Consider the following 26,966-nt stretch of genomic DNA (forward strand, 5'->3'; position numbering starts at 1 on the left):
TCGCAGCCCTGTAAGCGTTCCGTTGTGAGTTAGATCCGGGTGCGTCGTCTGAACTGGCTGAAAGCAGGGCAGGGGACGCGCTCTTTGTTAAAAGATTTCGGAGTTCACTATGGCCAACGCCGTGCCCCTGACTGAAGGCGCCAGCCCGACCCTGAAGCAACGCCTGGCCCGTGCCGAGCGCGTCAATCGCTGGAAGGCTCAGGCGTTGATCGCGCCATTGGTGATCTTCCTGCTGCTGGTGTTTCTCGTGCCGATTGCGGCGCTGCTCTACAAAAGCGTCAGTAACCCGGAAGTGGTGGGTGGCATGCCGCTCACTGTGGTGGAAGTGGCGAAATGGGACGGCAAGGGGCTGCCGCCGGAAGTGGTGTACAAAGCCGCGAGCCAGGACCTGGCCGAAGCGCGCAAGAATCAGACGCTGGGCGATCTGTCCAAACGCTTGAACCAGGAGTTGGCGGGCTACCGCAGTCTGTTGGCAAAAACCGCCCGCGCCATGCCATTCAAGGAAGAGCCGGCTTCTTATAAAGAAGCGCTGGAAGCCATTGATGAACGCTGGGGCGACCCCGCGTACTGGCAGGCGATCCGCCGCAACACCTCAAGCTTCACCCCCTATTATTTACTGGCCGCTGTCGACCACCGCATCGATGACCTCGGTGAAGTGGCGCCCGCGACGCCCGACCAGGCAATTTACCTCGACATCTTCGCCCGCACTTTCTGGATGGGCCTGGTGATCACCGTGATCTGCCTGCTGCTGGCGTATCCGCTGGCGTACCTGTTGGCCAACCTGCCTGCACGGCAGAGCAATTTACTGATGATCCTGGTCCTCTTGCCCTTCTGGACGTCGATCCTGGTGCGCGTCGCTGCGTGGATCGTGTTGCTGCAATCAAGCGGCCTGATCAATGGCGCGCTGATGGCCATGGGCATTATCGATAAACCGCTGGAACTGGTGTTCAACCGGGTCGGCGTCTACATCTCGATGGTACACATCATGCTGCCGTTCATGATTCTGCCCATCTACAGCGTGATGAAAGGCATCTCGCCGACCTACATGCGCGCCGCGATCTCTCTGGGTTGCAACCCGTTTGCGAGCTTCTGGCGCGTGTACTTCCCACAGACCTACGCCGGTGTGGGCGCGGGCTGTCTGTTGGTGTTCATCCTTGCCATCGGCTACTACATCACCCCGGCGCTGCTCGGCAGCCCGAACGATCAGATGGTCAGTTATTTCGTGGCGTTCTACACCAACACCAGCATCAACTGGGGCATGGCGACGGCGCTGGGCGGGTTGCTGCTGCTGGCGACCGTCGTGCTGTACCTGATCTATAACTGGCTGGTCGGCGCCAGCCGCCTGCGTCTGAGCTGAGGAGAACGACCATGTTGAGCCCTTATTCCTCGCCCATCGAGCGGGTCTGGCATTACACGCTGCGCACGCTGTGCGGGTTGATTCTGTTGTTTCTGGTGCTGCCGGTATTGGTGATCGTGCCGCTGTCGTTCAACTCCGGCAGCTTTCTGGTCTACCCGCTGCAGGGCTTTTCGCTGCACTGGTATCAGGACTTTTTCGGTTCGGCGGAGTGGATGCGCGCGCTGAAGAACAGCCTGATCGTCGCGCCAGCTGCCACGGTGCTGGCGATGGGGTTCGGGACGTTGGCGGCGATCGGTCTGACCCGCAGCAACTTTCCCGGCAAGGCACTGGTGATGGCGCTGGTGATTTCGCCGATGGTGGTGCCGGTGGTGATTGTCGGGGTGGCGAGCTACCTGTTTTTCGCGCCACTGGGTCTGGGCAACAGTTACATCTCGCTGATCCTGGTCCACGCCGTGTTGGGTGTGCCGTTCGTGATCATCACCGTGTCGGCCACCTTGCAGGGTTTCAACTACAACCTGGTGCGTGCAGCGGCCAGCCTGGGCGCTTCGCCAACCACCGCTTTTCGGCGTGTGACCCTGCCGCTGATTGCGCCGGGGGTGATCTCCGGAGCGCTGTTTGCCTTCGCGACCTCGTTCGATGAAGTAGTGGTGACGCTGTTCCTCGCCGGTCCAGGCCAGGCAACCTTGCCGCGGCAGATGTTCAGCGGCATCCGCGAAAACCTCAGCCCGACGATTGCCGCCGCCGCCACCTTGCTCATCGGTTTCTCGGTGGTGCTCTTGCTGGTGCTGGAATGGCTGCGCGGCCGCAGCGAGAAATTGCGCACGGCGGTGGAGTGATCAACACCCATTGAGGCACTGGCTGTAACGCGAATGGTAGGACCGGCTTCAGCCGGGAAAGCGTCAGGTGCAACGCCGCAACATTAATAGCGCACACCGAGGGCGCTTCCCACACCACAAAACTGACGTATCCCGCGATCCGGTCTATGTTTCACTCAACGCACGCTGACCCTGCCTTGTAAAAGAGCCACGTCTCCAACAACAACGTAAAGGACGAGCCCGATGAGTGTTTCTGCCTTCAAAATCGCCAACAAACTGATCACCGGCCCCGCCGCGATTGAGCAGTTGTCGGCCGAGCTGACCCGGCTCAACGTCCAAAACCCGCTGATCGTCACCGACGCGATATTGGTTAAATCCGGCACGGTCGACCTCGCACTGGCGCAATTGGGCGGCCGTCGGTATGGCCTGTTTGATCAGGTCAAACCCGAGCCGGAAATCTCCATCGTCGAGCACTGCACCCGTGCCTACCGGGAGGGCGGTCACGACGGCCTGATCGGTGTGGGTGGCGGCAGTGCCATCGACATCGCCAAGGGCGTCGCCGCGTTCGCCAGCCACGAAGGGCCGCTGGCCGAGTTGTTCGGCGTTGATCTGGTCAAGCGCAAAGGCCCGCCGCTGATTGCCATCCCGACCACCGCCGGCACCGGTTCGGAAGTCACCAACGTCGCGATCTTCTCGGACAAGGAGGCCCAGCTGAAAAAAGGCATCGTCAGCGATTACCTGTTGCCCGACGTCGCGCTGGTCAGCCCGTTGATGACCCTGACCTGTCCGCGCAGTGTCACGGCAGCCAGCGGAGTCGATGCGCTGGTGCATGCCATCGAGTCCTACCTTTCAGTCAATGCCTCGCCGATCACCGACGCCATCGCATTGGGCGCCATCAAACTGATCGTCAAGGCGCTGCCCAAGGCCTACGCCAATCCTTCGAATTTGCAGGCGCGAGAAGACATGGCCACCGCCAGCCTCATGGCCGGCATGGCGTTCGGCAATGCCGGGGTTGGCGCGGTACATGCGTTGGCGTATCCGCTGGGAGGGCGTTTCAACATTGCCCACGGCGTCAGCAATGCGCTGTTGCTGCCGTATGTGATGGAGTGGAACAAGCTGGCCTGCGTCGAACGGATGCGCGACATTGCCGACGCGATGGGCGTCCGTGTCGCGCACCTGAGCGACAAGGACGCCGCCGACCTCGCCGTGAAAGCCATGGCCGACTTGTGCGCAGCGGTGGAGATTCCGTCTGGCCTGCGCAGCTTCAATGTGCCCGAAGACGCCATTCCGGCGATGGCCGATGAGGCCAGCAAGATCGAGCGCCTGATGCGCAACAATCCACGGAAGCTGACCGCCACCGACATCGAGAAAATCTACCGCGCGGCGTATTGATCAGGCTGGCCAGTGATCATGCTGGCCAAGCCACGAACCTCAACTGCGACGACGGGCCAGCAACCAGCCCACGGTCAGCGTCAGGCCGGCGAGCACTATTAACGTAGTGCGCGGGCGTTGCTGGGTGAAGGTTGCAACTTCGTCCAGCAGATCGCCGTAACGCTCCTGCAATTCACCCGCCGCCTGACGTGCCTTGCCTTCCATTTGCGTGCGCTCGTCACCGGTCAGGTTGCCGAAGACGTCTTGGGCCTTGCCAGCTGCCTGTTCCAGTACGCCTTTCACTTGTTCGCTTTTCATATCTTGGCTCCGGGAAATGGGTATCCGTGATGCATATCTCGCTGACCCAACTGCGTCAGCCACACCCATAGCGTAGGTTCCGGACAGCACCCCCTGAAGGTGACTATGCACCAGACGCACTGGCGCATTTGCACCACTCAGCGTTTGCCTTTGCCCTGATTGGCGAACAGGTTTCGCTCCCTCGCCCAGACGATGGCTTCCGCCCGGCTGTGCACGTCCAGCTTGGAATACACCGTCGCGACGTGGTTGCGAATGGTGTTGAGCGCCAGGTTCAACCGTGCAGCGATCTCTTTGTCCGCCAGCCCCTCACAGATCAAACTCAGCACATCTCGCTCGCGAGCGGTCAGGTCGGTGAATGAAGCGCTGGGCATCTGTCGACTGTTGACCCGCTTGGCATTGGCCAGCTTTTCGATCAGCGTCTGGCTGAACCACGAAGCGTCCTGCATCACCGTTTCGATGGCCTCGACCAGCTCAAGCTCGGATCGCTTGCGCTCGGTAATGTCCATCAGTACGAAGAGGTAGCAAGCGTTGTCCTGAATCGTCACGGTGTCAGCGGCCAGTACGCAGTCCAGCGACTCGCTGCCTTTCTTGCGGACTTTCAGGTCGAGCCCGTCGACGCGGCCGGTGGTTTCCAGGACGTTGAACAGCCCGTCCATCACAGCGCCGTCTTCGATGAAACCCAGCTCGGCGACGGTCCGGCCGATCAGCTCCTGCGGGGTGTAACCCAGGGTGCTGACAAACGCTTCGTTGGCTTCGACGATCTGTTGTCGATCCGCCGTACACACCAGCGTGGGAACCGGTGTCAGCTTGAACGCCTTGGCAAACCGCTCCTCGCTCTGGCGCAGAGCGGTTTCGGCTTTGCGTCTGGGCTCAAGGTCGGTGAACGAAAACAGCATGCAGTCCTCTTCGTTCATGTCCAGCGGCTGCCCGGCGACGATGACCAATTTGGTACCGCCCTCCGGCAGCTTCAGCTCGGCCTGCATCTGCGGGATGGTCGCGCCCTGATTCAGACGCTCGATGGCGAGGTCCTTGCGTTCGGCGTTTTCCAGCACGTCCACTTCGTACACCGAGCGGCCAATAACGCTCTCTCTCGAATGCCCGGTCATCTCCAGAAAGCCCTGATTGACCTTGATGAAGCGCAGATCGCTCAGGCGGCAGATCACCGCGGGAGCAGGGTTGGCGTTGAAGGTCTTTTCGAAACGCTGCTCGGCGCCGGCCCACTCCGTGGCGTCGGCCAGGATCAGCACCAGCGATTCGGGCGTGCCGGTGCTGTCTTCGAGCACCATGCTGCGCACGCGATGCACCCAGCTGCGCTCGTCTTCTTCACCTTCACCGATCTTGCTGACCTCGATGAGCACGTCGCTGAACACCTCACCTGCCGCCACGCGGCTGATCGGATATTGATCGACGTCCAAAGGATGGTTGTTGCGATAGCGCAGGGAGAACTTCTCGCGATAGGCCTCGCCGTTGGCGCCCAGGTCGCTGATCTCTTCGACGCCATGCATCAGCAGCGCCGCTTCGTTGGCCCAGATGATGGTCTGATCGACCTCCACCAGCATCACCCCGTCCGACAGACCCGAGATGATCTGCTGCAACTGGCGGCGGTTGGTTTCTCTGGCGAGGATGGCCTGTGACATGCTTGCTCTCCTGACGTCTCAATGCGGTCGGGCTTCGGTCAGCCGGGCGCTCCACGCTATCCGACCGGCTGGCAAAGCCTTAGTGCTGAAGCTTAGTGCAGCCGGGTCCGCGAGGGTCGGTGCGAATGCACCAGACGAAGCGGTGCAAATGCGCCATCACATCCCTCAACGCGCTGATCAAACTGGTTTCACGTCTTACAAGACGCGGTGAGTCCGCCCTCGCAGGCTCGCCCATATCAACGCAGGGGGTGCATTTGCACTGACATGTCGGTTGCACGAGTGATGTGCACCCCCTGCACCGGAGGAAATTTTCATGGCTTCGACCTACGCAACATCTGCCGTTCTGGGCAACGCCTCGCCATTCCGTGTGTCATGGGGATCGGTGTTTGCCGGTGCGGCAATCACGCTGGTGACGTACCTGGTGCTCAGCGTGCTTGGCACGGCGATCGGCGCCGGCGCGCTTGATCCGATGGCCCAGGGCAACCCGCTCAGCGGTTTTGGTAAGGGCGCCGGCGCCTGGTTGTTCATCAGTACCTTGGTGGCCATTGCCGCCGGTGCCTGGGTGTCGGGCCGTACCGCGCCGGACCGTGGTGGTCTGCATGGTTTGCTCAGCTGGACGGTCAGCACGTTGCTGACCACCTGGCTCCTCGCGTCGCTGGCCGGCTCGCTCGTCGGCACTGCCGGCAACATCGCCGGCAAGGGTATCTCCCTGGCGGCCGACGGCGTTGCCGCTGCCGCACCGGGTGTGGGCCAGAGCATCAAGCAACAGCTGGATAAGAACGGCATCAGCCTGGATTGGGACAGCCTGAAATCACAGCTGGACACCACCCTGAAGCAGTCCGGCAAGCCAGAGCTCGACCCTTCGAAGCTGGATCAGAAAGCTGACGTGGCTGGCGCCGATGCCAAGCAGACAGCAGAACAGGCGTCTACCGATCCAGCCCAGGCGGGCGATCAGTTGAAGCAGTGGTTTGATCGCGTTCAGAAAGCCGGCGAACCGGCCTTGAACGCCGCCGACAAAGACGCGCTGGTCAACATCGTTGCGGCCCGCACCGGCAAGAGCAAAGCCGAGGCGCAGCAGATCGTCGACAACTATGCCCAGGCCTATCAGCAAGCCGCGGCCAAAGTGGCGGAGCTCAAGCAACAAGCTGAGCAACAGGCCCGTGAAGCGGCGGATGTTGCGGCCAAGCAGGTCGCCAAGGCGGCGTGGGGCACGTTCTTCATGCTGATCATCGGCGCGGCGTTGAGCTTTGGTCTGGCCCGTTTCGCCCTGAGCTCACGTCCTCGTCTGCTGGTCGAGACCGTGTAAGGTTTCAGTCGTCACCTGTTGACGTTGAATCCTGAATCAAGCCTGGGCCCGGTGCGCACTTCTGTCGCACTGGGCCTAGTGCGGTTCACGCCGCCTGCATCAAGCCTCTTGACTCACTCGCGTGCGACCCAACGCACGTTTCAAACTCTTGGAGTACAATGCGCGCCACCGTGATTTCGCTCATAAAAGGTGCGTCATGCAGCCCTTCGCTATTGCTCCTTCGATTCTGTCCGCCGATTTCGCCCGTCTGGGAGAGGAAGTCGACAACGTGCTGGCCGCTGGCGCCGACATCGTCCACTTCGACGTCATGGACAACCACTACGTCCCCAACCTGACAATAGGACCGATGGTCTGCGCGGCATTGCGCAAATACGGCATCACCGCGCCCATCGATGTTCATCTGATGGTCAGCCCGGTGGATCGCATCATCGGCGACTTCATCGAAGCCGGGGCCACCTACATCACCTTCCACCCGGAAGCGACCCAGCACATCGACCGTTCCCTGCAGCTGATTCGCGAAGGTGGCTGCAAGGCGGGTCTGGTGTTCAACCCGGCGACTCCGCTGAACCTGCTCGAATACGTCATGGACAAGGTCGACATGATCCTGCTCATGAGCGTCAACCCGGGCTTCGGCGGTCAGAAATTCATCCCCGGCACGATCAACAAGCTGCGCGAGGCCCGCGCGCTCATTGACGCGTCCGGTCGCGACATCCGTCTGGAGATCGACGGCGGCGTTAACGTCAATAACATCCGTGAGATCGCCGCAGCCGGTGCCGACACGTTCGTCGCGGGCTCGGCCATTTTCAATGCCCCTGATTACCGCGAAGTCATTGCGAAGATGCACGCAGAACTGGCGTTGGCCCGTTGACCAGCGGCTTCGAGCAGCTGTTTCCGGGCCGTCTGCCCAAGCTGATCATGTTCGACCTCGACGGCACACTGATCGACTCGGTGCCGGATCTGGCGGCAGCTGTGGATAAAACCCTGATCCAGCTTGGCCGGCCGCCGGCAGGAATCGAACGGGTACGTGACTGGATCGGCAACGGTGTTCGCGTGCTGGTACGCCGCGCGTTGGCGAACGGCATGGATTACACCGCCGTGGATGAAGAGTCCACAGAGGCTGCGCTGGCGATTTTCATGGAGGCCTACAGCGGCAGCCACGCCCTGACCAAGGTCTACCCCGGCGTGCGCGAAACCCTGAAGTGGCTGCAGAAGATGGGCGTCGAGATGGCGCTGATCACCAACAAGCCGGAACGCTTTGTCGCGCCCTTGCTGGATGACCTCAAGCTCGGCCGGTTCTTTCGCTGGATCGTGGGTGGCGACACGCTGCCGCAGCAGAAGCCCGATCCGGCGGCGCTGTTCTTCGTCATGAAAATGGCGGGCGTACCGGGCTCGCAGTCACTGTTCGTGGGTGACTCGCGCAACGACGTGCTGGCGGCGAAAGCGGCGGGTGTCGCCTGTGTGGCATTGAGCTACGGCTATAACCACGGCCGCCCGATCGCGGAAGAGTCCCCGGCACTGGTCATCGACGATTTGCGCAGGCTGATTCCGGGCAGTTCTGCCGGTTGCTTAGCGCAGGGCGCTGAGATAACGTTGCCCGACATCAAGTCCCCCTCCTTTAGAGAATCCATCGTGGTGGTCACTCGCAAACTCTGGATGAAAGTCATCAAGGCCCTGGCCCGCTGGCGTTGGCGCGCCTGACTTGAATCTGGCCGGAGCCCCGGCGCGTTTGCATCCCTGACCGTTTTCCCTCAGACCACGAGGCTGATATGACCCGCGAAGAATTCTTGCGTTTGGCCGCTGAAGGCTACAACCGCATTCCCCTTGCCTACGAAACCCTGGCTGACTTCGACACGCCGCTGTCGATCTATCTGAAGCTTGCTGACGAGCCCAATTCCTACCTGCTCGAGTCTGTGCAGGGCGGGGAGAAGTGGGGGCGTTACTCGATCATCGGACTGCCGTGCCGCACGGTCATGCGTGTGCATGACCACACCGTCAGCATCACCCACGACGGTGTTGAGATCGAGCGCCTGGAAGCCGAAGACCCGCTGGACTTCGTCGAGACCTTCAAGGCCCGCTACAACGTCCCGACCATCGCCGGTCTGCCACGCTTCAACGGCGGTCTGGTGGGGTATTTCGGTTATGACTGCGTGCGTTATGTAGAGCCGCGTCTGGGCGCATGCCCGAATCCTGATCCACTGGGCGTGCCGGATATTCTGTTGATGGTGTCGGATGCCGTCGTGGTGTTCGATAACCTGGCCGGCAAGATGCACGCGATCGTGCTGGTCGATCCGGCTCAGCCTGAAGCCTATGAAGGTGGCCTGGCGCGACTCGAAGCGTTGATGGAGAAACTGCGTCAGCCGATCACGCCCCGCCGTGGTCTGGACCTGACCCGTCCGCAGGCGGCGGACCCGGTGTTCCGTTCCAGCTTCACCCAGTCGGATTATGAAAAAGCCGTCGACACGATCAAGGAATACATCCTCGCGGGCGACTGCATGCAGGTCGTGCCGTCGCAGCGCATGTCCATCGACTTCAAGGCCGCACCGATCGACCTGTACCGCGCGTTGCGGTGTTTCAATCCGACGCCTTATATGTACTTCTTCAACTTCGGCGACTTCCACGTCGTCGGCAGTTCGCCGGAAGTGCTGGTACGGGTCGAAGACAACTTGATCACCGTACGCCCGATTGCCGGGACGCGTCCTCGCGGCGCCACCGAGGAAGAAGACTACGCGCTGGAAGTCGATTTGCTGTCTGACGACAAAGAGATCGCCGAGCACCTGATGCTCATCGATCTGGGACGCAACGACACCGGGCGGGTTTCGGAAGTCGGTTCGGTGAAGCTCACCGAGAAGATGGTCATCGAGCGTTATTCGAACGTGATGCACATCGTGTCCAACGTTACCGGTCAGCTGAAAAACGGCCTGACGGCGATGGACGCGCTGCGGGCTATCTTGCCGGCGGGCACATTGTCGGGCGCGCCGAAGATTCGCGCGATGGAAATCATCGACGAGCTGGAGCCGGTCAAGCGTGGTGTGTACGGCGGCGCAGTGGGTTACTTCGCCTGGAACGGCAACATGGACACCGCGATTGCCATCCGCACCGCGGTGATCAAAAACGGCGAACTGCACGTGCAGGCCGGCGGCGGGATTGTTGCGGATTCTGTGCCGGCGCTGGAGTGGGAAGAAACCCTCAACAAGCGCCGCGCGATGTTCCGCGCGGTGGCGCTGGCGCAGCAAACGCCTGAGGCTTGATGGTTGGTCTGCTCATGAAAACGGCGCCAGGGGCGCCGTTTTTTATGCCGAACACAAATCCGTTGTAGGAGTGAGCTTGCTCGCGAAGGCTGATTCCGCGCCGCTCAATCTTTAGCGTGCTCAACGAAACCTTCGCGAGCAGGTGGAGCGCCACACGGGGCGCTCCGACATGTTTTAAGTGCGTCAGAAATCCAGACTCACTGCCAGATTCACCCCTTGCTGCGTCACGTCATCATTCTTGCGCCAGTTATAGCCGGCACGCAGCGTCAGGTCGGGCGCCAGCTTCTGGCTCACGCCCAGGCTTGCGCGATTCAAGCTGCGCTGTGGGTCATAGCCTTTCAGATCGAAGTCCACCCCCGGCACGCTGTTCAGCGCGATGGTCACGTCCTGCTGATCGGTGTCGAACTCGCGTTCATGGGCCACTTCACCAAACACCTGGGTCTGCGGTGTGACGTCGAATTTGCCTTGCAGCCCCGCGCCCAGCCGCTTCGACTTGCGCGTCTGGTCGTCGTAATTAAGTGCCGTCGCGCGAGCACTGTTCTCCGAGTAACCATCAACGTTGACGTGGGAATAGTCGGCGCTGATGAACGGCGAGAAATGCCAGCGACTGCTCGGCTCGGCCAGATCGAAGCCCACGCGCCCACTTACTGCCCACAGATCGCCTTTGGTGTCGCCTTTCTCTGCGCCTTCGCTGATGCCCAGTGCGAACTTGCGCTTGAGGTTGTCGTAGTCGAGCTTTCCACCCGAAGCGGCCAGGTCCGCCCACCAGTGTTGCGCCTGATATTGCACGAACGCGGTCGCGATATAGCTGTTGAGTTTGTAGTCCGAGTCCTTGGCACCGGCTTCGAGGGTTTGCCGGTAAGCGCCCGCCACCAGGCCTGCTCTCCAGTCCTCAGCGAAACGATAGCTGCCGCCCACCGTGAGGTTGTAGCCACGACCGTCTCCGCTTGCTGAATTGCCTTGCGCGTCGAAATCCATTTTCTGACCGCCACCGGCGACGATGGCGCGCCATTCACCGACGTTCTGCCAGTTGCCCCAGTCCGCCAGCCACTGACTGCGCAGTTCATCCTGCTGCGCGCGCAACGTGCCGTTGGCCATTTCCGGCAGCAGGGTGATTTCCCATGGTGCGGACAGAACCGAATACCCGTAGTCGGCAATCAATCGCTGGCCCGCAACGGTCGGATGCACGCCGTCGTTGAACAGCAGCTTGGTCGGATCTGGCGTCAGGCCGCCAATCCCGAAAACGCTGTTGGCGGTGCAGTTGTTGCCGTTGAAACAGGTGCCGATCAAGTTCTGATCGGCCGCCAACCCGTAGCGCGCCGGATCGGTCAGAACATCACGTATGAGCCCCGGCACATTGAGCGGAATGACCTCGGCATCGATTTGCCCCAGGCGGTTGACCAACTGCTGGTTGAACACCCCGCTCAGTAACGTCGACGGCACCTGCAACGGCGTGCCGAATACCGCAGGTGTACGGCCGATGTCCGGCAGCAGCCAAACCATGATGTAACGGGCGCCGGCCTGGGACAGGATTTGTGCGCCGTTGGCCAGGTTGTTTGCCGCGTTGACGGCCTGTCCGGCACTCAGCACTCGGCCCTGAAGGAAGTCGTTGCCGCCCCCGGTCAGGTAATAGAGGGCGTTCGGGTCAGCCCGCGAGCTGTTTTCAACCAGATAACCGGGTCGCGTCCGGAACACCGTGGTCACGCCCGTCGCCGCGTCGGTATTGGCAACCTGTGATTGCGTGGTGATCGCCGCGAGAATCTGATCGGTCCGATCGCCGCCCACGGCCCAGTTGTTGCCGTCTGCCAGCCCTTGCGCCGCGCGAACGGGGGACGTCGACGCCTGCAGATCCCCGGGCGCCACGCCTAGCATTCCGCCCAGCAACGTCGATGAGTTCAGACCGAATGCCTCGCCGCTGCCGTTCAGGTACGTTGGGCCGGTGCGGTTGGTGAAGCGCAAGGTGGCGCCCGGTGGTCCGCCCGCATCGGGAAACTGCCCGGCGTCGGCGAGGCTGTCGCCGAACACGATCATCGTGGAGTAGGGGGAAGAGGCGGCCAGGGCCGAGGAGCAGGCGAGCGAGAGCAGGCAAGCCGCGAACGGCCAGCGCAGTGTGGCTTTGAGCATGGGGGCATCCCTTATTGTTTTCAGTGCTGTACGAGAAGGTAGCAGCCGCGACACAAATCGCCCACGATGCCGTGGCATTCACGGCGAATATTCTGTACTGGCCTACAAGCTGCGATCTGCATCTTGCAGGCGCCCGGTTCCTGCCAATCGGCCGCTGGGCCGGGCCATACGGGCACTGCGATATTGCGCGCCCTGCGGCGGTACGCTACTGTGCGGCAACGTATGAACGAGACCTTTCCTGTGTCGATTGTCAGCAGCTTCTTGATGCGTGTTATCAAGGGCCACGCCCGTTGGCGTTGGCGCGCCTGACTATTTCCCCCGCCGGCCCTGCCGGATCTGTATTGATATGCCTTCTGATGCCTCGGTTTGCAGTGCCTCGCCGGAACCCGTCCTGCGACCTCTCTGCGTGCAACTGCGGTCAGAAACCAGAAGGCCACGTTAGAAGTCAGTAATTCAAAAGGTTAAGCACCATGCTGCTGATGATCGATAACTACGACTCCTTCACCTACAACGTCGTGCAGTACCTGGGCGAGCTGGGTGCCGACGTCAAAGTGATTCGCAATGACGAAATGACCGTCGCCGAGATCCAAGCCCTGAACCCCGAACGCATTGTCGTCTCCCCCGGGCCGTGCACGCCCAATGAAGCGGGCGTGTCCATTGACGTGATCAAACACTTCGCGGGCAAGCTGCCCGTGCTCGGCGTCTGCCTGGGCCATCAGTCGATTGGTCAGGCGTTTGGCGGTGACGTGGTGCGTGCGCGCCAGGTCATGCACGGCAAGACCAGCGAGCTGATTCACGAGGACAAAGGCGTTTTCGAAGGTCTCAAGCATCCGCTGACCGTGACCCGCTATCACTCGCTGGTGGTCAAGCGCGAGACGCTCCCCGACTGTCTCGAGCTGACCGCATGGACCCAGCGCGAAGACGGCTCTGTCGATGAAATCATGGGCTTGCGTCACAAAACCCTGAACGTTGAGGGCGTACAGTTTCACCCTGAATCGATTCTTTCCGAGCAGGGCCACGAGCTGTTCGCCAACTTCCTCAAGCAGACCGGCGGCACCCGTCAGGGTTAAGGACTTCGACATGGCAATGGATATCAAAACGGCGCTGGGCCGGGTTGTGAATCAACTGGACCTGAGCACCGATGAAATGCGCGACGTCATGCGCGAGATCATGACCGGCCAGTGCACCCAGGCGCAGATCGGCGCATTTCTGATGGGCATGCGCATGAAGAGTGAAAGCATCGACGAGATTGTCGGTGCGGTGTCGGTCATGCGCGAGCTGGCGGATCAGGTCCAACTCAAAACCCTCGACGGCGTGGTCGACATCGTCGGCACCGGCGGCGATGGCGCGAACATCTTCAACGTATCGACCGCTGCTTCGTTCGTGATCGCGGCGGCCGGTTGCACAGTCGCCAAGCACGGCAATCGCGCAGTCTCCGGCAAGAGTGGCAGCGCTGACTTACTGGAAGCCGCAGGCGTTTACCTGAACCTGACCCCGGTGCAAGTGGCGCGCTGCATCGACAGCGTCGGCATCGGTTTCATGTTCGCGCAAACCCATCACGGCGCGATGAAACACGCCGCCGGACCACGCAAGGAACTGGGCCTGCGCACACTGTTCAACATGCTCGGTCCACTGACTAACCCGGCTGGCGTCAAACATCAGGTGGTCGGCGTGTTCAGTCAGGCGCTGTGCAGGCCATTGGCCGAGGTGCTGCTGCGCATGGGCAGCAAACATGTGTTGGTCGTGCACTCTCAGGATGGCCTGGACGAATTCAGCATCGCCGCGCCGACGTTTGTCGCGGAACTGAAGAACGGCGAAGTGACCGAATACTGGGTGCAGCCGGAAGATCTGGGCATGAAGAGCCAGAGCCTGTTCGGCCTGGTGGTCGACAGCCCGGCGCAATCGCTGGAATTGATTCGCGACGCGTTGGGTCGGCGCAAATCCGAGCACGGCCAGAAAGCCGCTGAAATGATCGTGCTCAACGCCGGCGCCGCGCTTTACGCGGCTGACCATGCGTCGTCATTGAGAGAAGGCGTGGCCTTGGCCCACGACGCATTGCACACGGGCCTGGCCCGCGAGAAGCTGGAAGAACTGGGTGCCTTTACCGCGGTATTCAAGCAGGAGAATGAAGAATGAATGTGCCGACGGTGTTGGAAAAGATTCTGGCCCGAAAGGTCGAGGAAATCGCTGCGCGTCGAGCCAGCGTCAGCCTCGCCGAGTTGGAAACTCTGGCGAAAGTAGCCGATGCGCCGCGTGGGTTCGCTCAAGCGATGATTGCTCAGGCCAAGCGCAAGCAGCCGGCCGTCATTGCAGAAATCAAGAAGGCTTCGCCGAGCAAAGGCGTGATCCGCGAAAACTTCCAGCCGGCGGAAATCGCCAAGAGCTACGAAGCCGGCGGGGCTACCTGCCTGTCTGTGCTCACTGACATTGATTTCTTCCAGGGCGCTGACGAGTATCTGAAGCAAGCCCGGGCGACGTGCTCTCTGCCGGTGATCCGCAAGGACTTCATGATCGACCCGTACCAGATCGTCGAAGCGCGGGCGTTGGGCGCCGATTGCATTCTCCTGATTGTTTCGGCACTGGACGACGTCAAGATGGCCGAGCTGGCCTCGGTTGCCAAGGGTGTCGGCCTCGACGTGCTGGTTGAAGTCCACGATGGCGACGAGCTGGAGCGAGCACTTAAAACTCTCGACACCCCGCTGGTGGGCGTCAACAACCGCAACTTGCACACGTTCGATGTCAGTCTGGAAACCACGCTTGATCTGCTGCCACGTATTCCCCGTGATCGTCTGGTCATCACTGAAAGCGGGATCCTCAACCGCGCCGATGTCGAGCTGATGGAGATCAACGACGTCTATTCCTTTCTCGTTGGCGAGGCGTTCATGCGCGCCGAGAAGCCGGGCGTGGAACTGCAGCGGCTGTTTTTCCCGGAGAAAGGCACGGCGATCAAGTCCGGCGGGCTGGACTGATCTATCGTTCTAGGCCAGAAAGCCATCGCCACTTGCGTCAGGAGGCAGCATGACCCTTCAGCTTTTGGACACCTGCGTTGAAGCCGGCCTCAAGGCTGAGCAGGATCTGCTGGCATCGGTGTGTGATGGGTACGCCGACAGTGGTTTGCTGTTCTGGCGGCCTACGGATCGCGCGTTGGTCATGCCGCGGCGGTTGAGCCGTCTTCCCGGCTTCACTGAAGCCAGCGAAACGCTCGCCGACAGTGGATGGCCTGTGCTGTTGCGTGAAAGTGGCGGCGAGCCCGTGCCGCAATCGCCTTCGACGGTGAATGTGGCGCTTGTGTATGTGCAGCCGGACACCGACCTGGATCGCGACCGCATCGAAAACGCTTACATGCGCCTGTGTCAGCCGATCCTGGATGCGCTGATTGAATTGGGTGGCAATGCATCCTTGGGCGAAGTCGAAGGTGCCTTCTGCGATGGCCGTTTCAACGTCAACCTCAACGCTCGCAAGATGGTCGGTACGGCGCAGCGCTGGCGGCAGAGTCAGGGTGGCAAGCGGCCGGTGGTGTTGGCTCATGCTGCGATGCTACTGGATGACGAACGCGTGGCAATGGTGAATGCGGTCAATCGTTTTAACGAGACGTGCGAGCTGGAGCAGCGCTGCAAAGCAGAGAGCCATATCGCCTTGCACGAACTGTTCGAAGTGCCGGATTTTCTTCACCGCCTGAGCGAACGCTACACGCGACTGCTCGCCGGGATCTGATTCAGCTGCGGGCATCGGTCACGTCGTTAGCGGGTACCGAACACAACCATGGTTTTGCCCCGAACATGAACCAGGTTCTGCTCTTCGAGCGCCTTGAGCACGCGACCGACCATCTCCCGCGAACACCCCACGATACGGCCAATCTCCTGGCGAGTGATCTTGATCTGCATGCCATCGGGGTGAGTCATCGCGTCAGGCTGCTTGCACAGATCGAGCAGGCTGCGGGCAACGCGGCCAGTGACGTCCAGAAACGCAAGATCGCCAACCTTGCGCGTGGTATTGCGCAGCCGCTCGGCGATCTGCGCACCGATGGCATACATCAATTCGGGATCATGCTGACTGAGCTCGCGGAATTTGGCGTAGCTGATCTCGGCCACTTCGCATTCGGTTTTGGCGCGCACCCAGGCGCTGCGCTGTGCACCGGCGGCCGTCTGCTGAAAAAGCCCCAGTTCGCCGAAGAAATCCCCGGTATTGAGGTAGGCCACTATCATCTCGCGGCCTTCGTTATCTTCGATCAGGATCGTCACCGAGCCCTTTAGGATCAAGTACAGCGAGTCCGATTCCTCGCCTGCGCAAATGATGTTGCTCTTCGCCGGGCATTTTCGCCGCTGGGAATGGGGCAGCAGTTTGTCGGCGATTTTCATCTTGTTCGGAGGCGGCACGGCGAGCATGGCTGTATCCCGTAAAAAACTGCGCCCTGAGGCATTCTTAGAGGTATCGGCAGTATTTCCGATTTGATGCAGTTCAAGACCGGCAATTAGCCATTTTTTCAGATATTTCCTACATTTCCCTCGTTTTCGGGCATGCCCGGTCCACTCAGCGACAGTAAAGCCCTGTGCTAAGCTGGCCGCCATTTTTCAAGCATTGGAGTCCGGTGATGAAGGCGCGTATTCAATGGGCGGGTGAGGCAATGTTCCTCGGTGAGTCCGGCAGCGGCCACGTGGTCGTGATGGACGGCCCGCCAGAAAGCGGCGGTCGCAATCTGGGTGTTCGCCCGATGGAAATGGTGCTGATCGGTTTGGGTGGCTGCAGCAACTACGACGTGGTCAGCATCCTCAAGAAAGCCCGCCAGCCTATCGAGAGCTGCGAGGCGTTTCTGGAAGCCGAGCGCGCCAACGAAGATCCCAAGGTCTTCACCAAGATCCATCTGCACTTCGTGGTTAAAGGGCGCGGCCTGAAAGAAACGCAGGTCAAGCGAGCGATCGAGCTATCGGCCGAGAAATACTGCTCGGCGTCGATCATGCTGGGTAATGCAGGCGTCGAAATCACCCACGATTACGAGATCATCGAACTGGGCTGAGCAACGCTCAATTTTCACAAAAGCGGTGCAGGCTATGGCATGCGACTTCTGACGTCTGCATAATGCGCCCCTTTTTCAGGGCGCGACCGCCGGATAGCCGGCTCGCCTCCGACCAGACAACCAAAATCGCCAACGCGAAGAGGTGTTAACCGTCCTACGCAGCTGAGCCGGGCTCAGTTGACGGGCATGCTTGATCACGCGGCCAGCGCCGCACCCATATAGAGAGTTTTTAACGGTGAAAAGCAAACTCAAGCTCCACGGGTTCAATAACCTGACCAAGACCTTGAGCTTCAACATCTATGACATCTGCTATGCGGAAACCCCGCAGGACCAGCAGGCCTACGTCGAGTACATCAACAGTGTGTACGACGCCGAACGCCTGACGCGGATTCTCACCGATGTCGTCGATATCATTGGCGCGAACATCCTGAACATCGCGCGTCAGGATTACGACCCACAAGGCGCCAGTGTGACCATTCTGATCTCCGAGCAGCCGGTCACGCCGACCGACAGCCAGATCGAAGAATCGCCGGGTCCGCTGCCGGAAACCATCCTTGCGCACCTGGACAAGAGCCACATCACGGTTCACACCTATCCGGAAATTCACCCCGTTGACGGCATCGCCACCTTCCGTGTGGACATCGACGTGTCGACCTGTGGCGTGATCTCGCCGTTGAAAGCGCTGAACTACCTGATCCACAAGTTCGAGTCCGACATCGTGACCGTCGATTATCGCGTGCGCGGTTTCACCCGTGACGTCGAAGGCAAGAAGCACTTCATCGACCACGAGATCAACTCGATCCAGAATTACCTTTCCGACGACACGCGCGACAGCTACCAGATGACTGACGTCAACGTGTACCAGGAGAACCTGTTCCATACCAAAATGCTGCTCAAGCAATTCGAACTGGACAACTACCTGTTCGGCGACGCCACCAGCAATCTCTCCGCTGAGCAGCGCGAGCAGGTCACTGGCCGCGTGAAGCACGAGATGCTCGAAATCTTCTACGGCCGCAACATGCCGGTCTAAGGTTTCAGCGATAAAAAAGGCGCCTCTTCAGGCGCCTTTCTTGTTTCCGGCCTCCAGCGATTGCCTTGCCCCGTAAGAGAAGCCGGTCGCCGCGGATCCGATCAGATCCTGTAGGTGGTCTTGGTCATGACTTTGGCGATCAGGCTCATGCCGAATTTCACTGGCGCCGGGAAGCGGAAACCGCCTGCCTCGATCGCGCTTTCCGCGTGATGCTCCTCGTCGGCGCGCATCTGTTCGAGAATCGCCCGGGACTTCTCGTCCTCGACCGGCAATTGCTCCAGATGCTCGTTCAAATGCTTGCACACCTGATCCTCCGTCGCGGCAACGAAGCCCAGGCTGATTCGATCGCTGATCAGGCCAGCCACCGCGCCAATACCAAACGAAGCTCCGTAGAACAGCGGGTTGAGCACACTGGTGTGACTGCCCAACTGGTGAATGCGTTGCTCGCACCACACAAGGTGGTCGATCTCTTCCTCGGCGGCGTGCTCCATGGCTTTGCGTACCTGAGGCAGTTTCGCAGTAAGCGCCTGCCCCTGATACAACGCCTGAGCACAGACTTCGCCAGTGTGGTTGATGCGCATGAGCCCGGCTACGTGCCGGGTGTCGGACTCATTCATCTTGACGTCGGGTTGAACGATGGCAGGCGAGGGACGGTGGGCGTGCGCGCTGACGGGCAGCAGCGTCTTCATCGCAGCGTCGGCCTGAAGCAGAAAGCGGTCGATAGGGGAATAGTGACGTTCGGTAGCCATGGGCGCCTCCGGGTAAATCCACGGTGGCCAGTCTACCTCAAACGATGTAACCGGGCTTGTCCGGCATCAGCCCGCCGAGGCGCAGAGCACGCCTGCGACGGGGCGACGAAGCATGAATGGAATGACTCAGCCCGGCGGCCAGTTCATCTGGCGCTGACCCAGCACGTGCATATGAATGTGATAGACGGTCTGCCCGCCTTTTTCGTTGGTGTTCATGACCACTCGGAAGCCATCCTCGCAACCCAGCTCTTTCGCCAGGCGCTGCGCTGTGAACAGGATATGGCCCAGCAGGCCCTTATCGTCTTCAGTCACGTCGTTGAGGGTGGCGATCGGCTTCTTCGGAATGACCAGAAAATGCACTGGCGCCTGTGGGGCGATGTCGTGAAAAGCCAGTACCTGATCATCTTCATAGATGATCTTCGCCGGAATTTCCCGGTTGATGATCTTGGTGAACAAAGTATCCACAGCCTTCTTGCTCCGTTTCGAGGGGGATGAAGGCAGTGTACTGAGCGTCCCGGGTCACGCCCAGACGTTTGTTGCGATGTGCTGCGTCAGACTGACGTACGAGATTTGAGAATCGAGCCCCAGAGTTTTCGCGTCATCCAGCGACCGGCGAAGCGCGGAAGGCGTGTCAGCAGCCTGTTACGCCAACCAGGAATGATCACCGCACGGTTCTTGTCCAGCGCGCGAACCGTGTACAGCGCAACTTCCTCGGCGGTCATGTGTTTGTCGTGGGTGAACTTGCCGGCGTCCAGCTGTGCGGTGCGGAAAAACGCTGTTCGCGTCGGCCCGGGGCACAACACCGAAATCTTCACGCCAGTTTTGTGCAGTTCCTCGCGAAGCCCTTCGGAAAAATGCAGTACATACGCTTTGCTCGCGGCGTAGGTGCTCATCCACGGCCCAGGCTGAAAGCCCATGATCGACGCAACGTTGAGGATCTGGCCGCCGCCTTGCACCGCCATCAGGTTGCCGACTGTGTGACAGAGGCGCGTCAACGCGAGCACATTAAGGTCGAGCAGGTCCTGCTCCTGCGCCCACTCTTGGGCTAGAAACGGCCCGCTGTTGCCAATACCCGCGCAGTTGACCAGCAAATCGATACTTCGCGAGCCTTCCTCAAGTTCAAGCAGAAAGCCCGAGAGGCGCAGTGGCTCACCCAGATCGCAGGCGCGGAACAGCACCTCGACACCAAAGCGTTGGGTGAACTCGATTGCGATGCTCTCAAGCATCTCCCGGTGCCTGGCCACCAGAATAAGGTTGCGACCCCGGCGGGCGAGGGCTTCGGCCATCGCCAGGCCAATACCGCTGGATGCCCCTGTGACCATGGCGTAACGGGTCATGCAATTCTCCAGTGTTTGCAGCTCGTAGTAAGACAGCGTCCTTGCTGCCAGATAGTTATTGGTCGTCGTTGCTGTCGGACGAGTCACCAATATCTACAGGATCAACGGGAACGACCGGTTGTTCCGTGTCATCGTCGTACGGCAGCGCTTCCTCGTATTCGCTGGTGGTGGCTTCGACCTGCTCTTGAACAGTCTCCATGCCACCCATCATCGCGACGATAAACACCAGCGCAAGCACCGCAAGCCACAGGATGGCGAGGACCTTGACGCGCGGTGTGTTACCTGGCGGCGGCGGACCATACCTATTCGGGCCCGTGCTGCCGGGGACGGCCATCATTACGATCGGAAAGAAGCTGCCCACTACCGGTACCAGATTCAGCAACAGCAACCAGGCTGACCACCCGGCATCGTGCAACCGCTGGGCGCCGATCTGGATGCTGACAACCACGAACGCGACGAGGGCAACGGTGCCGAGCAGTCCGCCCGCCACCAGCGAAACGCTTAGAACGCCGACGCACAGGGCGGCGACCAGCAGGCCAACTGCAACCAGCGCCAGGCTCCACGCCAGATAGCGCAAGCGGCCGATTCGGCCCTGAATGGAGAACACCTTCAATTCGCCCACGGCGGGCCAGTCTTGTGCAACCGGCGTGCGCGGCGGTGCGTAGGGCGATGCTGCAGGTTCGAAAGCCGGACGCTGGGGAACGTCTTCCACCACTTCATCAAGGCTCAGTGACACTGGCTCCTCAACCTCGATACGGCCTTCGACGCCTGCATCGTTCAGCGCCGCGAGATAGCGCTGCGCGTCGTCCCGCGTCAAGCTGCGCTTGATGGTCACGGGTTTCCCGGTGAAGAGACGATCAACGCCGGACACGTCGGTCTTGAACAGCTGCGCCAGGTTCAGGCGTGCAGTTTCCAGCTCAACCCCTGTTCGCAACTGTCCCTCGAAAACGATCTTAAAGTGCTCCGACATGCCGGCTTCCTTGTCTTGAGTTCATATGATGTGAGCGATGCGCGTCAGAACGGTTTGACGACAACCAGAATGACCACCGCCAGCAAGATCAACACGGGTACTTCGTTGAACCAGCGATAAAACACATGGCTGCGGCCTGGTTCTCCACGGGCGAAGCGTTTGACCTGCGCGCCGCAGACGTGGTGATAGCCAATCAGCAGGACGACGAGGGTGAGCTTGGCGTGCAACCAGCCTTGCTGCAGGAAACCCGGTGCGAGGACGATCAGCCAGATCCCGAATATCAGGGTAGCGATCATCGCGGGCATCATGATCCCCCGGTACAACTTGCGCTCCATGGTGCAGAAACGCTCGCGGCTTACGGCGTCTTCGCTCATGGCGTGATAGACGAACAATCGCGGCAGATAGAACAGGGCGGCGAACCAGCACACCATCGCGACGATATGCAGCGCTTTGATCCAGAGATAGAGCATTTTGGTTTTTTTCCAGGGACACGGTGCCAAATAGTAGTGGCATCGGCGCCCGTACGTCACGTTCGCGGTTGTCCCATTGGCGATCGGCCCATATGATCAGCGGCTTTCCAGTGGTTTCGTTGAGGGGCAGGTTATGGTCAAGGTCGGTATCGTCGGCGGCACGGGTTACACCGGCGTCGAGTTGCTGCGTCTTCTGGCGCAACATCCAGAGGCTGAAGTGGTTGCGATCACCTCGCGCTCCGAGGCAGGTCTGCCTGTCGCTGACATGTATCCGAACCTGCGCGGTCACTATGACGGTCTGGCATTCAGCGTGCCGGATGTCAAAGTGCTTGGCGCATGCGACGTGGTGTTCTTCGCCACGCCTCACGGAGTCGCACATGCGCTGGCGGGCGAATTGCTCGCCGCCGGCACTAAGGTCATCGACCTCTCCGCCGACTTCCGTCTGCAGGATCCGGTCGAGTGGGCCAAGTGGTACAACCAGCCCCACGGCGCGCCGGAACTGCTCGACGAGGCGGTGTACGGCCTGCCGGAAGTCAATCGCGAGCACATCAAGGGCGCACGCCTGATTGCGGTACCGGGTTGCTATCCGACCGCAACCCAGCTGGGTTTTCTTCCACTGCTCGAAGCGGGCCTGGCCGATCCGTCGCGTTTGATCGCCGACTGTAAGTCGGGCGTCAGTGGTGCAGGACGCGGCGCCAGTGTGGGCTCGCTGTATTCCGAAACCAGCGAGAGCTTCAAGGCCTATGCCGTAAAAGGGCATCGCCATCTTCCCGAAATCACCCAAGGGCTGCGTCGTGCTGCAGGTGGCGATGTCGGGCTAACGTTCGTGCCGCACCTGACGCCGATGATCCGTGGTATTCACGCCACGTTGTACGCGACCGTCGTTGACAGGTCGGTCGATCTGCAGGCGTTGTTCGAAAAGCGTTATGCCAATGAGCCATTCGTCGACGTGATGCCGGTCGGCAGCCATCCGGAAACCCGGAGCGTACGCGGCGCGAACGTTTGTCGCATGGCGGTGCATCGTCCGCAGGATGGCGATCTGGTGGTGGTGCTGTCGGTCATCGACAATCTGGTCAAAGGCGCTTCGGGCCAGGCCGTGCAGAACATGAACATCATGTTTGGCCTTGATGAGCGCCTGGGCCTGTCCCACGCGGGGATGCTGCCTTAACGGCGTCAAGTCGAGCGCCTCAAGTTGTAAGCCGATAGCTGGCTGTTTCTCGCAGCTTGTCGCTTGCGGCTTGTGGCTGCCGTGACAATAGTTGACCAATTTTCTAGGAGAAGCGGATAATGCGCGACATTACGCATTATGACGGCTTAGCGCCGGGAGATTTTGAGCATGAGCGTTGAATCCTTTACCCCTGTGGCTTTGGAATTCACCCACGGTGCCGCGCACAAGGTGAAAACCCTGGTCGACGAAGAGGGCAATGATCGCCTGAAGCTCCGCGTCTTCGTGACCGGTGGCGGTTGTTCCGGCTTCCAGTACGGCTTCACTTTTGATGAAGACGTCGCCGAAGATGACACGATCGTCGAGCGCGAGGGCGTCAGCCTTGTGGTCGACCCTATGAGCTTCCAGTACCTGGCAGGTGCGGAGGTGGATTATCAGGAGGGTCTGGAAGGCTCTCGCTTCGTGATCAAGAACCCCAACGCCGCGACTACTTGTGGCTGTGGCTCTTCGTTTTCGATCTGATCCAGTCGGTACAGACAAAAACGCCGCGCATTTGCGCGGCGTTTTGCATTTCGGGCGTTGCGCTTAAGCCGGGTAGATGGCACCCAGAACACGCAAGCCTTTGGCCCCCGTGACGCTCGGACGATTGGCGGGCACGCTTTCCAGTGCGCAGTGCGCGAGCCAGGCGAATGCCATCGCCTCGACCCAATCAGGATCGACGCCGAACTCCGCCGTGCTCGTGACCTTTGTTGCCGGCAGCAGCGCTGCCAGTCGATCCATCAAGGCCTTGTTGTGAGCGCCGCCGCCGCAGATCAGCAGTTCTTTGGTCTGCGCCTGTGCCGATTGCAGCGACTCGGTAATGCTCAATGCGGTGACTTCCAGCAGTGTCGCCTGCACATCTTCCGGTCTCAGCGTGGGCATCTGGAACAGGTGGTGGTGAACCCAGCCAAGGTTGAACACTTCACGGCCGGTGCTCTTGGGACCCTTGGTCTGAAAGAACTGATCACTGAGCATGGACTTGAGCAGCGCATCATTGACTGTCCCGCTCGCGCCCCAAGCGCCATCGCGGTCATAGCTCACGCCGCGCTGTGCTTGAATCCAGGCGTCGAGCAACACATTGCCCGGGCCCGAGTCGAAGCCGGAAACCGGTTTGTCTATTTCGATCAGGCTGAGGTTGCTGAACCCACCCACGTTGAGCACGGCGCGGTAGTCCTTGTTATCGTCGAACAGCGCTTCGTGGAATGCCGGAACCAGCGGCGCGCCTTGGCCACCTGCAGCGATATCGCGCTTGCGAAAGTCGCTGACCACGGTGATTCCCGTCAGCTCGGCCAGGAGGGCAGGGTTGCCAATCTGGATGGTGAAGCCGCGAGCCGGCTCGTGACGAATCGTCTGACCGTGACTGCCGATGGCGCGGATCTCACCGGCTGAAACATTCTGCTGATCCAGCAGGGCCAGTACGCCTTGAGCCGCGAGGTGAACCCATTTCTGCTCGGCAATGCCGGCGCGTGCCAGCTCGTCCGGGCCGCTGGCACAGAGCCCAAGCAGTTCGGCGCGAAGATCGTCCGGCATGGGAATGTAGTAGGTGCCGAGCAGACGTGGTCGGTCATCCTGTTCTACCAGCGCGAAGTCGAGTCCATCCAGACTGCTTCCGGACATTACACCTACATATAAAGTCATGGGTCAGCGCTTACTCGAGGCCAGCATGGTGGCCTTTTCCTGGTCCATGCGAGCCATCAAAGGTTGGCTCTCCTGCATAAACCGCTGTTTTTCGGACTTGGCGATCGGATCAGCCATCGGCAGCTTCTGCCCCAATGGATCGACATGAACGCCGTTTACCTGGAATTCGTAATGAACATGAGGACCCGTCGACAGCCCGGTGGTTCCAATATAGCCAATGACTTGTCCCTGCTTGACGCTGGATCCCGACTGGATGCCCTTGGCAAAACCTTGCATGTGGCCGTACAGCGTCCGGTACGTTTCACCGTGCTGGATGATCACGGTATTGCCATAGCCGCCGCGCCGCCCGGCAAGAATGACTTTGCCATCGCCGGTCGCCTTGATTGGCGTGCCACGAGGTGCAGCGTAGTCGATGCCTTGGTGGGCGCGAATCTTGTTCAGGATCGGGTGTTTGCGACCGGATGAGAACAGCGAGCTAATGCGGGCGAATTCGACTGGCGTGCGGATGAACGCCTTACGCATGCTGTTGCCGTCTGCGGTGTAATAATTGGTATTACCCTGCTTGTTCGTATAACGCACAGCGGTGTAAGTCTTGCCGCGGTTTACGAAGCGCGCCGAAAGAATATTGCCCGTACTGACCGTCTTGCCGTTGACGACCTTCTGCTCGTAGATCACATCGAATTCGTCACCCTTGCGGATATCCTGGGTGAAGTCGACGTCGTAGCCGAAGATGTTTGCCATCTCCATGGTCATGGTGTGGCTCAGGCCTGCACGCTGGGCGGATTGCGACAGCGAGTTGTTGATCATGCCATGCACATAGGCAGTGCGGACGTTGGGTTTACTCACGTCACGGGTAAATGTGTAGCCCTTGTCTGTACGAGACAAGCTGATGCTTTCTGTCTCGCTCAGCTTGCTGTGCAGTTGCTTGAGGTTGCCTTCAGGCGACAGTTCGAACTGCAGCACCTGGCCATTTTTCAACTGGCTGAACTGCTTGGCTTGCTTGTCGCTGGCAATCACGTCATGCACTGCCGTCGCGGGCAGACCGACTTTGCTGAACAATGTCGACAGCGTATCGCCCTTCGATACCACCACTTCCCGGTGGGTCGGGCCCTTGGCAGTAGCGATCTCTTTCGGCGCGGCCTTGGTGTCGTTGGAGGTCTTGGCTGTTTCGGCCGGCTCAGCCGCATCACCTTCGATCTGAGCGAACGGAGAATCTACCGGCGCGTCTGTGGCTTGAGTCTGTTCTTGAGCGTCTTGTTCTTGCTCGATCTGATCGGCAGGTGTGTCGAGTTCCAGAGTAAGGTTTGTTCGTTTGGCTTCGACGTCGCTGGATGGAAATACAAGGAGAGCCAGGCTAAGCAGCGCGGCGATACCGCTGGCTGCGAGCAGGTGGCTCTTCGGATAAAGCGGTGGCGCTTTAGGCGGAGTGTCGGTCATAGGTAATTTTGACTTTGAAAAAGATGAAATGGAAAAGATGAATGACATGATGAAGATGAAATAACTGTATAAAATATAACCAAATCTCGCCTGAGGCAAGCTTGTGATCGGCTTGCTCCGCGATTCGTCATGCTCCTATTGTCAGAACTTGTATTTGGGCGCTGATCTTGTATGGTTGTTTCCCTTTGAAATAAGGCATTACGGGGCGGTTATGAAGTCGGTTGAAGAGCAGCTAGCGCTGATCAAGCGTGGTGCAGATGAACTCCTGGTCGAGGCCGAGCTGATCACAAAGCTCAAGCGTGGGCAGCCACTTCGCATCAAGGCCGGTTTTGATCCAACCGCGCCCGACCTGCACCTTGGACACACGGTGCTTATTAACAAGCTGCGCCAATTCCAGGATCTAGGGCATCAGGTGATTTTCCTGATCGGCGACTTCACCGGCATGATTGGCGATCCGAGCGGCAAGAGTGCTACCCGCCCCCCGCTTACGCGCGAGCAAGTGCTCGACTACGCCGAGACCTATAAAGCACAGGTCTTCAAGATTCTGGATCCGGCCAAGACCGAGGTGGCATTCAATTCCACCTGGATGGATCAACTCAGTCCTGCAGACTTCATCCGGCTCTCTTCCCAATACACCGTAGCGCGCATGCTGGAGCGCGATGACTTCGACAAGCGTTACAAGTCGAACCAGTCGATTGCCATCCACGAATTCCTCTATCCGCTTGTGCAGGGTTACGACTCGGTAGCTTTGCGCGCAGACGTCGAGCTGGGCGGCACCGATCAGAAATTCAACTTGCTGATGGGGCGTGAGCTGCAGCGTGCTTATGGTCAGGAAGCTCAGTGTGTTCTGACGATGCCGTTGTTGGAAGGATTGGACGGCGTCAAGAAGATGTCCAAGTCGCTGGGTAACTACGTAGGTATCCAGGAAGCGCCCGGCATTA

General features: G+C 60.0%; 27 protein-coding genes (1 of these 27 cut by a window edge). 16 read left to right on the forward strand and 11 right to left on the reverse strand.

Annotation, left to right across the window (positions count from 1 at the left end):
• Positions 1–109: 109 nt before the first annotated feature.
• From AC3ISG_RS02070 to AC3ISG_RS02080, 3 genes are all read left to right on the forward strand, one after another.
• A complete protein-coding gene (locus AC3ISG_RS02070) occupies positions 110–1,357 on the forward strand; it encodes an ABC transporter permease (RefSeq protein WP_489298415.1) in 1,248 nt (415 codons plus the stop codon).
• 11 nt (positions 1,358–1,368) lie between these two features.
• The gene (locus tag AC3ISG_RS02075) at positions 1,369–2,193 is read left to right on the forward strand and encodes an ABC transporter permease (protein WP_065991348.1); all 825 of its coding nucleotides are present in this window, start codon (positions 1,369–1,371) and stop codon (positions 2,191–2,193) included.
• A 222-nt stretch (positions 2,194–2,415) separates the two neighbouring features.
• A complete protein-coding gene (locus AC3ISG_RS02080; RefSeq protein ID WP_489298416.1) occupies positions 2,416–3,564 on the forward strand; it encodes an iron-containing alcohol dehydrogenase in 1,149 nt (382 codons plus the stop codon).
• Positions 3,565–3,603: 39 nt separating this feature from the next.
• Here AC3ISG_RS02080 and AC3ISG_RS02085 read toward each other — a convergent pair whose 3' ends face one another.
• Positions 3,604–3,861 (reverse strand): CsbD family protein, encoded by a 258-nt coding sequence (locus tag AC3ISG_RS02085; protein WP_272632979.1) that lies wholly within the window; start codon positions 3,859–3,861, stop codon positions 3,604–3,606.
• Between the two features lie 137 nt (positions 3,862–3,998).
• A complete protein-coding gene (locus tag AC3ISG_RS02090) occupies positions 3,999–5,498 on the reverse strand; it encodes a helix-turn-helix transcriptional regulator (RefSeq protein ID WP_489298417.1) in 1,500 nt (499 codons plus the stop codon).
• Positions 5,499–5,811: 313 nt separating this feature from the next.
• On the opposite strand from AC3ISG_RS02090, the gene AC3ISG_RS02095 reads away from it, so the two are divergent.
• From AC3ISG_RS02095 to trpE, 4 genes are all read left to right on the forward strand, one after another.
• The gene (locus tag AC3ISG_RS02095) at positions 5,812–6,804 is read left to right on the forward strand and encodes a hypothetical protein (protein WP_489298418.1); all 993 of its coding nucleotides are present in this window, start codon (positions 5,812–5,814) and stop codon (positions 6,802–6,804) included.
• 196 nt (positions 6,805–7,000) lie between these two features.
• Positions 7,001–7,672, forward strand: a complete 672-nt coding sequence (gene rpe / locus AC3ISG_RS02100; protein WP_074887036.1) for a ribulose-phosphate 3-epimerase — start codon at positions 7,001–7,003, stop codon at positions 7,670–7,672.
• Positions 7,673–7,719: 47 nt separating this feature from the next.
• Positions 7,720–8,502: a phosphoglycolate phosphatase gene (locus AC3ISG_RS02105; protein ID WP_489299441.1), complete on the forward strand. Its 783-nt coding sequence runs from the start codon at positions 7,720–7,722 to the stop codon at positions 8,500–8,502.
• Between the two features lie 68 nt (positions 8,503–8,570).
• Entirely contained in the window at positions 8,571–10,052 is a 1,482-nt protein-coding gene (trpE, locus tag AC3ISG_RS02110; protein WP_489298419.1) for an anthranilate synthase component I, read from the forward strand.
• Between the two features lie 183 nt (positions 10,053–10,235).
• Here the strand turns inward: trpE and estP are convergent, their stop codons facing one another.
• Positions 10,236–12,176: an esterase EstP gene (gene estP, locus AC3ISG_RS02115; protein ID WP_489298420.1), complete on the reverse strand. Its 1,941-nt coding sequence runs from the start codon at positions 12,174–12,176 to the stop codon at positions 10,236–10,238.
• Between the two features lie 470 nt (positions 12,177–12,646).
• Between estP and AC3ISG_RS02120 the strand changes: the two genes are divergently transcribed.
• Genes AC3ISG_RS02120 through AC3ISG_RS02135 form a run of 4 tightly spaced genes read left to right on the forward strand, consistent with a single transcriptional unit; the run spans position 12,647 to position 15,890 of the window.
• Positions 12,647–13,246 (forward strand): aminodeoxychorismate/anthranilate synthase component II, encoded by a 600-nt coding sequence (locus tag AC3ISG_RS02120; RefSeq protein WP_489298421.1) that lies wholly within the window; start codon positions 12,647–12,649, stop codon positions 13,244–13,246.
• A 16-nt stretch (positions 13,247–13,262) separates the two neighbouring features.
• A complete protein-coding gene (gene trpD / locus AC3ISG_RS02125) occupies positions 13,263–14,312 on the forward strand; it encodes an anthranilate phosphoribosyltransferase (protein WP_192173234.1) in 1,050 nt (349 codons plus the stop codon).
• Entirely contained in the window at positions 14,309–15,145 is an 837-nt protein-coding gene (gene trpC / locus AC3ISG_RS02130; RefSeq protein WP_122624540.1) for an indole-3-glycerol phosphate synthase TrpC, read from the forward strand. The genes trpD and trpC overlap by 4 nt, the downstream gene beginning before the upstream one ends.
• Before the next feature lie 49 nt (positions 15,146–15,194).
• Positions 15,195–15,890 (forward strand): lipoate--protein ligase family protein, encoded by a 696-nt coding sequence (locus AC3ISG_RS02135; RefSeq protein WP_489298422.1) that lies wholly within the window; start codon positions 15,195–15,197, stop codon positions 15,888–15,890.
• A 26-nt stretch (positions 15,891–15,916) separates the two neighbouring features.
• Here AC3ISG_RS02135 and crp read toward each other — a convergent pair whose 3' ends face one another.
• Positions 15,917–16,561: a cAMP-activated global transcriptional regulator CRP gene (gene crp, locus AC3ISG_RS02140; RefSeq protein ID WP_122536587.1), complete on the reverse strand. Its 645-nt coding sequence runs from the start codon at positions 16,559–16,561 to the stop codon at positions 15,917–15,919.
• Positions 16,562–16,767: 206 nt separating this feature from the next.
• On the opposite strand from crp, the gene AC3ISG_RS02145 reads away from it, so the two are divergent.
• Both AC3ISG_RS02145 and speD read left to right on the forward strand, forming a co-directional pair.
• Positions 16,768–17,190, forward strand: coding sequence for an OsmC family protein (locus AC3ISG_RS02145; protein WP_037019202.1), 423 nt, complete (start codon positions 16,768–16,770; stop codon positions 17,188–17,190).
• Between the two features lie 235 nt (positions 17,191–17,425).
• Positions 17,426–18,220 carry an adenosylmethionine decarboxylase gene (gene speD / locus AC3ISG_RS02150; protein WP_037019204.1) on the forward strand — a complete coding sequence of 265 codons (795 nt, stop codon included), beginning with the start codon at positions 17,426–17,428 and terminating at the stop codon, positions 18,218–18,220.
• Between the two features lie 101 nt (positions 18,221–18,321).
• Here the strand turns inward: speD and coq7 are convergent, their stop codons facing one another.
• From coq7 to hemJ, 5 genes are all read right to left on the reverse strand, one after another.
• Complete coding sequence (gene coq7, locus AC3ISG_RS02155; RefSeq protein ID WP_122624544.1) at positions 18,322–18,969, reverse strand: 2-polyprenyl-3-methyl-6-methoxy-1,4-benzoquinone monooxygenase; 648 nt, start codon at positions 18,967–18,969, stop codon at positions 18,322–18,324.
• Between the two features lie 126 nt (positions 18,970–19,095).
• A complete protein-coding gene (locus AC3ISG_RS02160; RefSeq protein WP_065991361.1) occupies positions 19,096–19,434 on the reverse strand; it encodes a histidine triad nucleotide-binding protein in 339 nt (112 codons plus the stop codon).
• An 86-nt stretch (positions 19,435–19,520) separates the two neighbouring features.
• Positions 19,521–20,306 carry an SDR family NAD(P)-dependent oxidoreductase gene (locus tag AC3ISG_RS02165; protein WP_205486503.1) on the reverse strand — a complete coding sequence of 262 codons (786 nt, stop codon included), beginning with the start codon at positions 20,304–20,306 and terminating at the stop codon, positions 19,521–19,523.
• Between the two features lie 55 nt (positions 20,307–20,361).
• Positions 20,362–21,276 carry a DUF805 domain-containing protein gene (locus AC3ISG_RS02170; protein ID WP_122624546.1) on the reverse strand — a complete coding sequence of 305 codons (915 nt, stop codon included), beginning with the start codon at positions 21,274–21,276 and terminating at the stop codon, positions 20,362–20,364.
• A gap of 44 nt (positions 21,277–21,320) precedes the next feature.
• Positions 21,321–21,746, reverse strand: a complete 426-nt coding sequence (gene hemJ / locus AC3ISG_RS02175; RefSeq protein WP_122536592.1) for a protoporphyrinogen oxidase HemJ — start codon at positions 21,744–21,746, stop codon at positions 21,321–21,323.
• A gap of 133 nt (positions 21,747–21,879) precedes the next feature.
• Between hemJ and argC the strand changes: the two genes are divergently transcribed.
• Positions 21,880–22,914 (forward strand): N-acetyl-gamma-glutamyl-phosphate reductase, encoded by a 1,035-nt coding sequence (argC, locus tag AC3ISG_RS02180; RefSeq protein ID WP_122536593.1) that lies wholly within the window; start codon positions 21,880–21,882, stop codon positions 22,912–22,914.
• Positions 22,915–23,082: 168 nt separating this feature from the next.
• Complete coding sequence (gene erpA / locus AC3ISG_RS02185) at positions 23,083–23,433, forward strand: iron-sulfur cluster insertion protein ErpA (protein ID WP_122536594.1); 351 nt, start codon at positions 23,083–23,085, stop codon at positions 23,431–23,433.
• 63 nt (positions 23,434–23,496) lie between these two features.
• On the opposite strand, the gene AC3ISG_RS02190 is transcribed toward erpA, so the two are convergent.
• On the reverse strand, positions 23,497–24,588 hold the full coding sequence (locus tag AC3ISG_RS02190; protein WP_205486510.1) for an anhydro-N-acetylmuramic acid kinase: 1,092 nt from the start codon (positions 24,586–24,588) through the stop codon (positions 23,497–23,499).
• Positions 24,589–24,591: 3 nt separating this feature from the next.
• Positions 24,592–26,025 carry a peptidoglycan DD-metalloendopeptidase family protein gene (locus AC3ISG_RS02195; protein WP_489298423.1) on the reverse strand — a complete coding sequence of 478 codons (1,434 nt, stop codon included), beginning with the start codon at positions 26,023–26,025 and terminating at the stop codon, positions 24,592–24,594.
• A gap of 211 nt (positions 26,026–26,236) precedes the next feature.
• On the opposite strand from AC3ISG_RS02195, the gene tyrS reads away from it, so the two are divergent.
• A protein-coding gene (gene tyrS / locus AC3ISG_RS02200; protein WP_205486518.1) for a tyrosine--tRNA ligase crosses the window boundary here: on the forward strand, positions 26,237–26,966 show its 5' portion. It continues 470 nt past the right edge of the window; the window shows 730 of its 1,200 coding nt (coding positions 1–730); its start codon is at positions 26,237–26,239; the stop codon falls past the right edge of the window.

This window comes from Pseudomonas sp. GL_135 (assembly GCF_057834665.1).

Coding starts and splice junctions, on each gene's coding strand:
- AC3ISG_RS02135 (WP_489298422.1), top strand. CDS start 15,195: ATGACCCTTCAGCTTTTGGACACCTGCGTTGAAGCCGGCCTCAAGGCT.
- AC3ISG_RS02070 (WP_489298415.1), top strand. CDS start 110: ATGGCCAACGCCGTGCCCCTGACTGAAGGCGCCAGCCCGACCCTGAAG.
- AC3ISG_RS02080 (WP_489298416.1), top strand. CDS start 2,416: ATGAGTGTTTCTGCCTTCAAAATCGCCAACAAACTGATCACCGGCCCC.
- coq7 (WP_122624544.1), bottom strand. CDS start 18,969: ATGGCTACCGAACGTCACTATTCCCCTATCGACCGCTTTCTGCTTCAG.
- rpe (WP_074887036.1), top strand. CDS start 7,001: ATGCAGCCCTTCGCTATTGCTCCTTCGATTCTGTCCGCCGATTTCGCC.
- AC3ISG_RS02170 (WP_122624546.1), bottom strand. CDS start 21,276: ATGTCGGAGCACTTTAAGATCGTTTTCGAGGGACAGTTGCGAACAGGG.
- hemJ (WP_122536592.1), bottom strand. CDS start 21,746: ATGCTCTATCTCTGGATCAAAGCGCTGCATATCGTCGCGATGGTGTGC.
- AC3ISG_RS02165 (WP_205486503.1), bottom strand. CDS start 20,306: ATGACCCGTTACGCCATGGTCACAGGGGCATCCAGCGGTATTGGCCTG.
- estP (WP_489298420.1), bottom strand. CDS start 12,176: ATGCTCAAAGCCACACTGCGCTGGCCGTTCGCGGCTTGCCTGCTCTCG.
- AC3ISG_RS02120 (WP_489298421.1), top strand. CDS start 12,647: ATGCTGCTGATGATCGATAACTACGACTCCTTCACCTACAACGTCGTG.
- AC3ISG_RS02195 (WP_489298423.1), bottom strand. CDS start 26,025: ATGACCGACACTCCGCCTAAAGCGCCACCGCTTTATCCGAAGAGCCAC.
- trpE (WP_489298419.1), top strand. CDS start 8,571: ATGACCCGCGAAGAATTCTTGCGTTTGGCCGCTGAAGGCTACAACCGC.
- AC3ISG_RS02190 (WP_205486510.1), bottom strand. CDS start 24,588: ATGACTTTATATGTAGGTGTAATGTCCGGAAGCAGTCTGGATGGACTC.
- trpD (WP_192173234.1), top strand. CDS start 13,263: ATGGATATCAAAACGGCGCTGGGCCGGGTTGTGAATCAACTGGACCTG.
- argC (WP_122536593.1), top strand. CDS start 21,880: ATGGTCAAGGTCGGTATCGTCGGCGGCACGGGTTACACCGGCGTCGAG.
- trpC (WP_122624540.1), top strand. CDS start 14,309: ATGAATGTGCCGACGGTGTTGGAAAAGATTCTGGCCCGAAAGGTCGAG.
- AC3ISG_RS02105 (WP_489299441.1), top strand. CDS start 7,720: ATGTTCGACCTCGACGGCACACTGATCGACTCGGTGCCGGATCTGGCG.
- erpA (WP_122536594.1), top strand. CDS start 23,083: ATGAGCGTTGAATCCTTTACCCCTGTGGCTTTGGAATTCACCCACGGT.
- AC3ISG_RS02085 (WP_272632979.1), bottom strand. CDS start 3,861: ATGAAAAGCGAACAAGTGAAAGGCGTACTGGAACAGGCAGCTGGCAAG.
- AC3ISG_RS02145 (WP_037019202.1), top strand. CDS start 16,768: ATGAAGGCGCGTATTCAATGGGCGGGTGAGGCAATGTTCCTCGGTGAG.
- AC3ISG_RS02090 (WP_489298417.1), bottom strand. CDS start 5,498: ATGTCACAGGCCATCCTCGCCAGAGAAACCAACCGCCGCCAGTTGCAG.
- crp (WP_122536587.1), bottom strand. CDS start 16,561: ATGCTCGCCGTGCCGCCTCCGAACAAGATGAAAATCGCCGACAAACTG.
- AC3ISG_RS02095 (WP_489298418.1), top strand. CDS start 5,812: ATGGCTTCGACCTACGCAACATCTGCCGTTCTGGGCAACGCCTCGCCA.
- AC3ISG_RS02075 (WP_065991348.1), top strand. CDS start 1,369: ATGTTGAGCCCTTATTCCTCGCCCATCGAGCGGGTCTGGCATTACACG.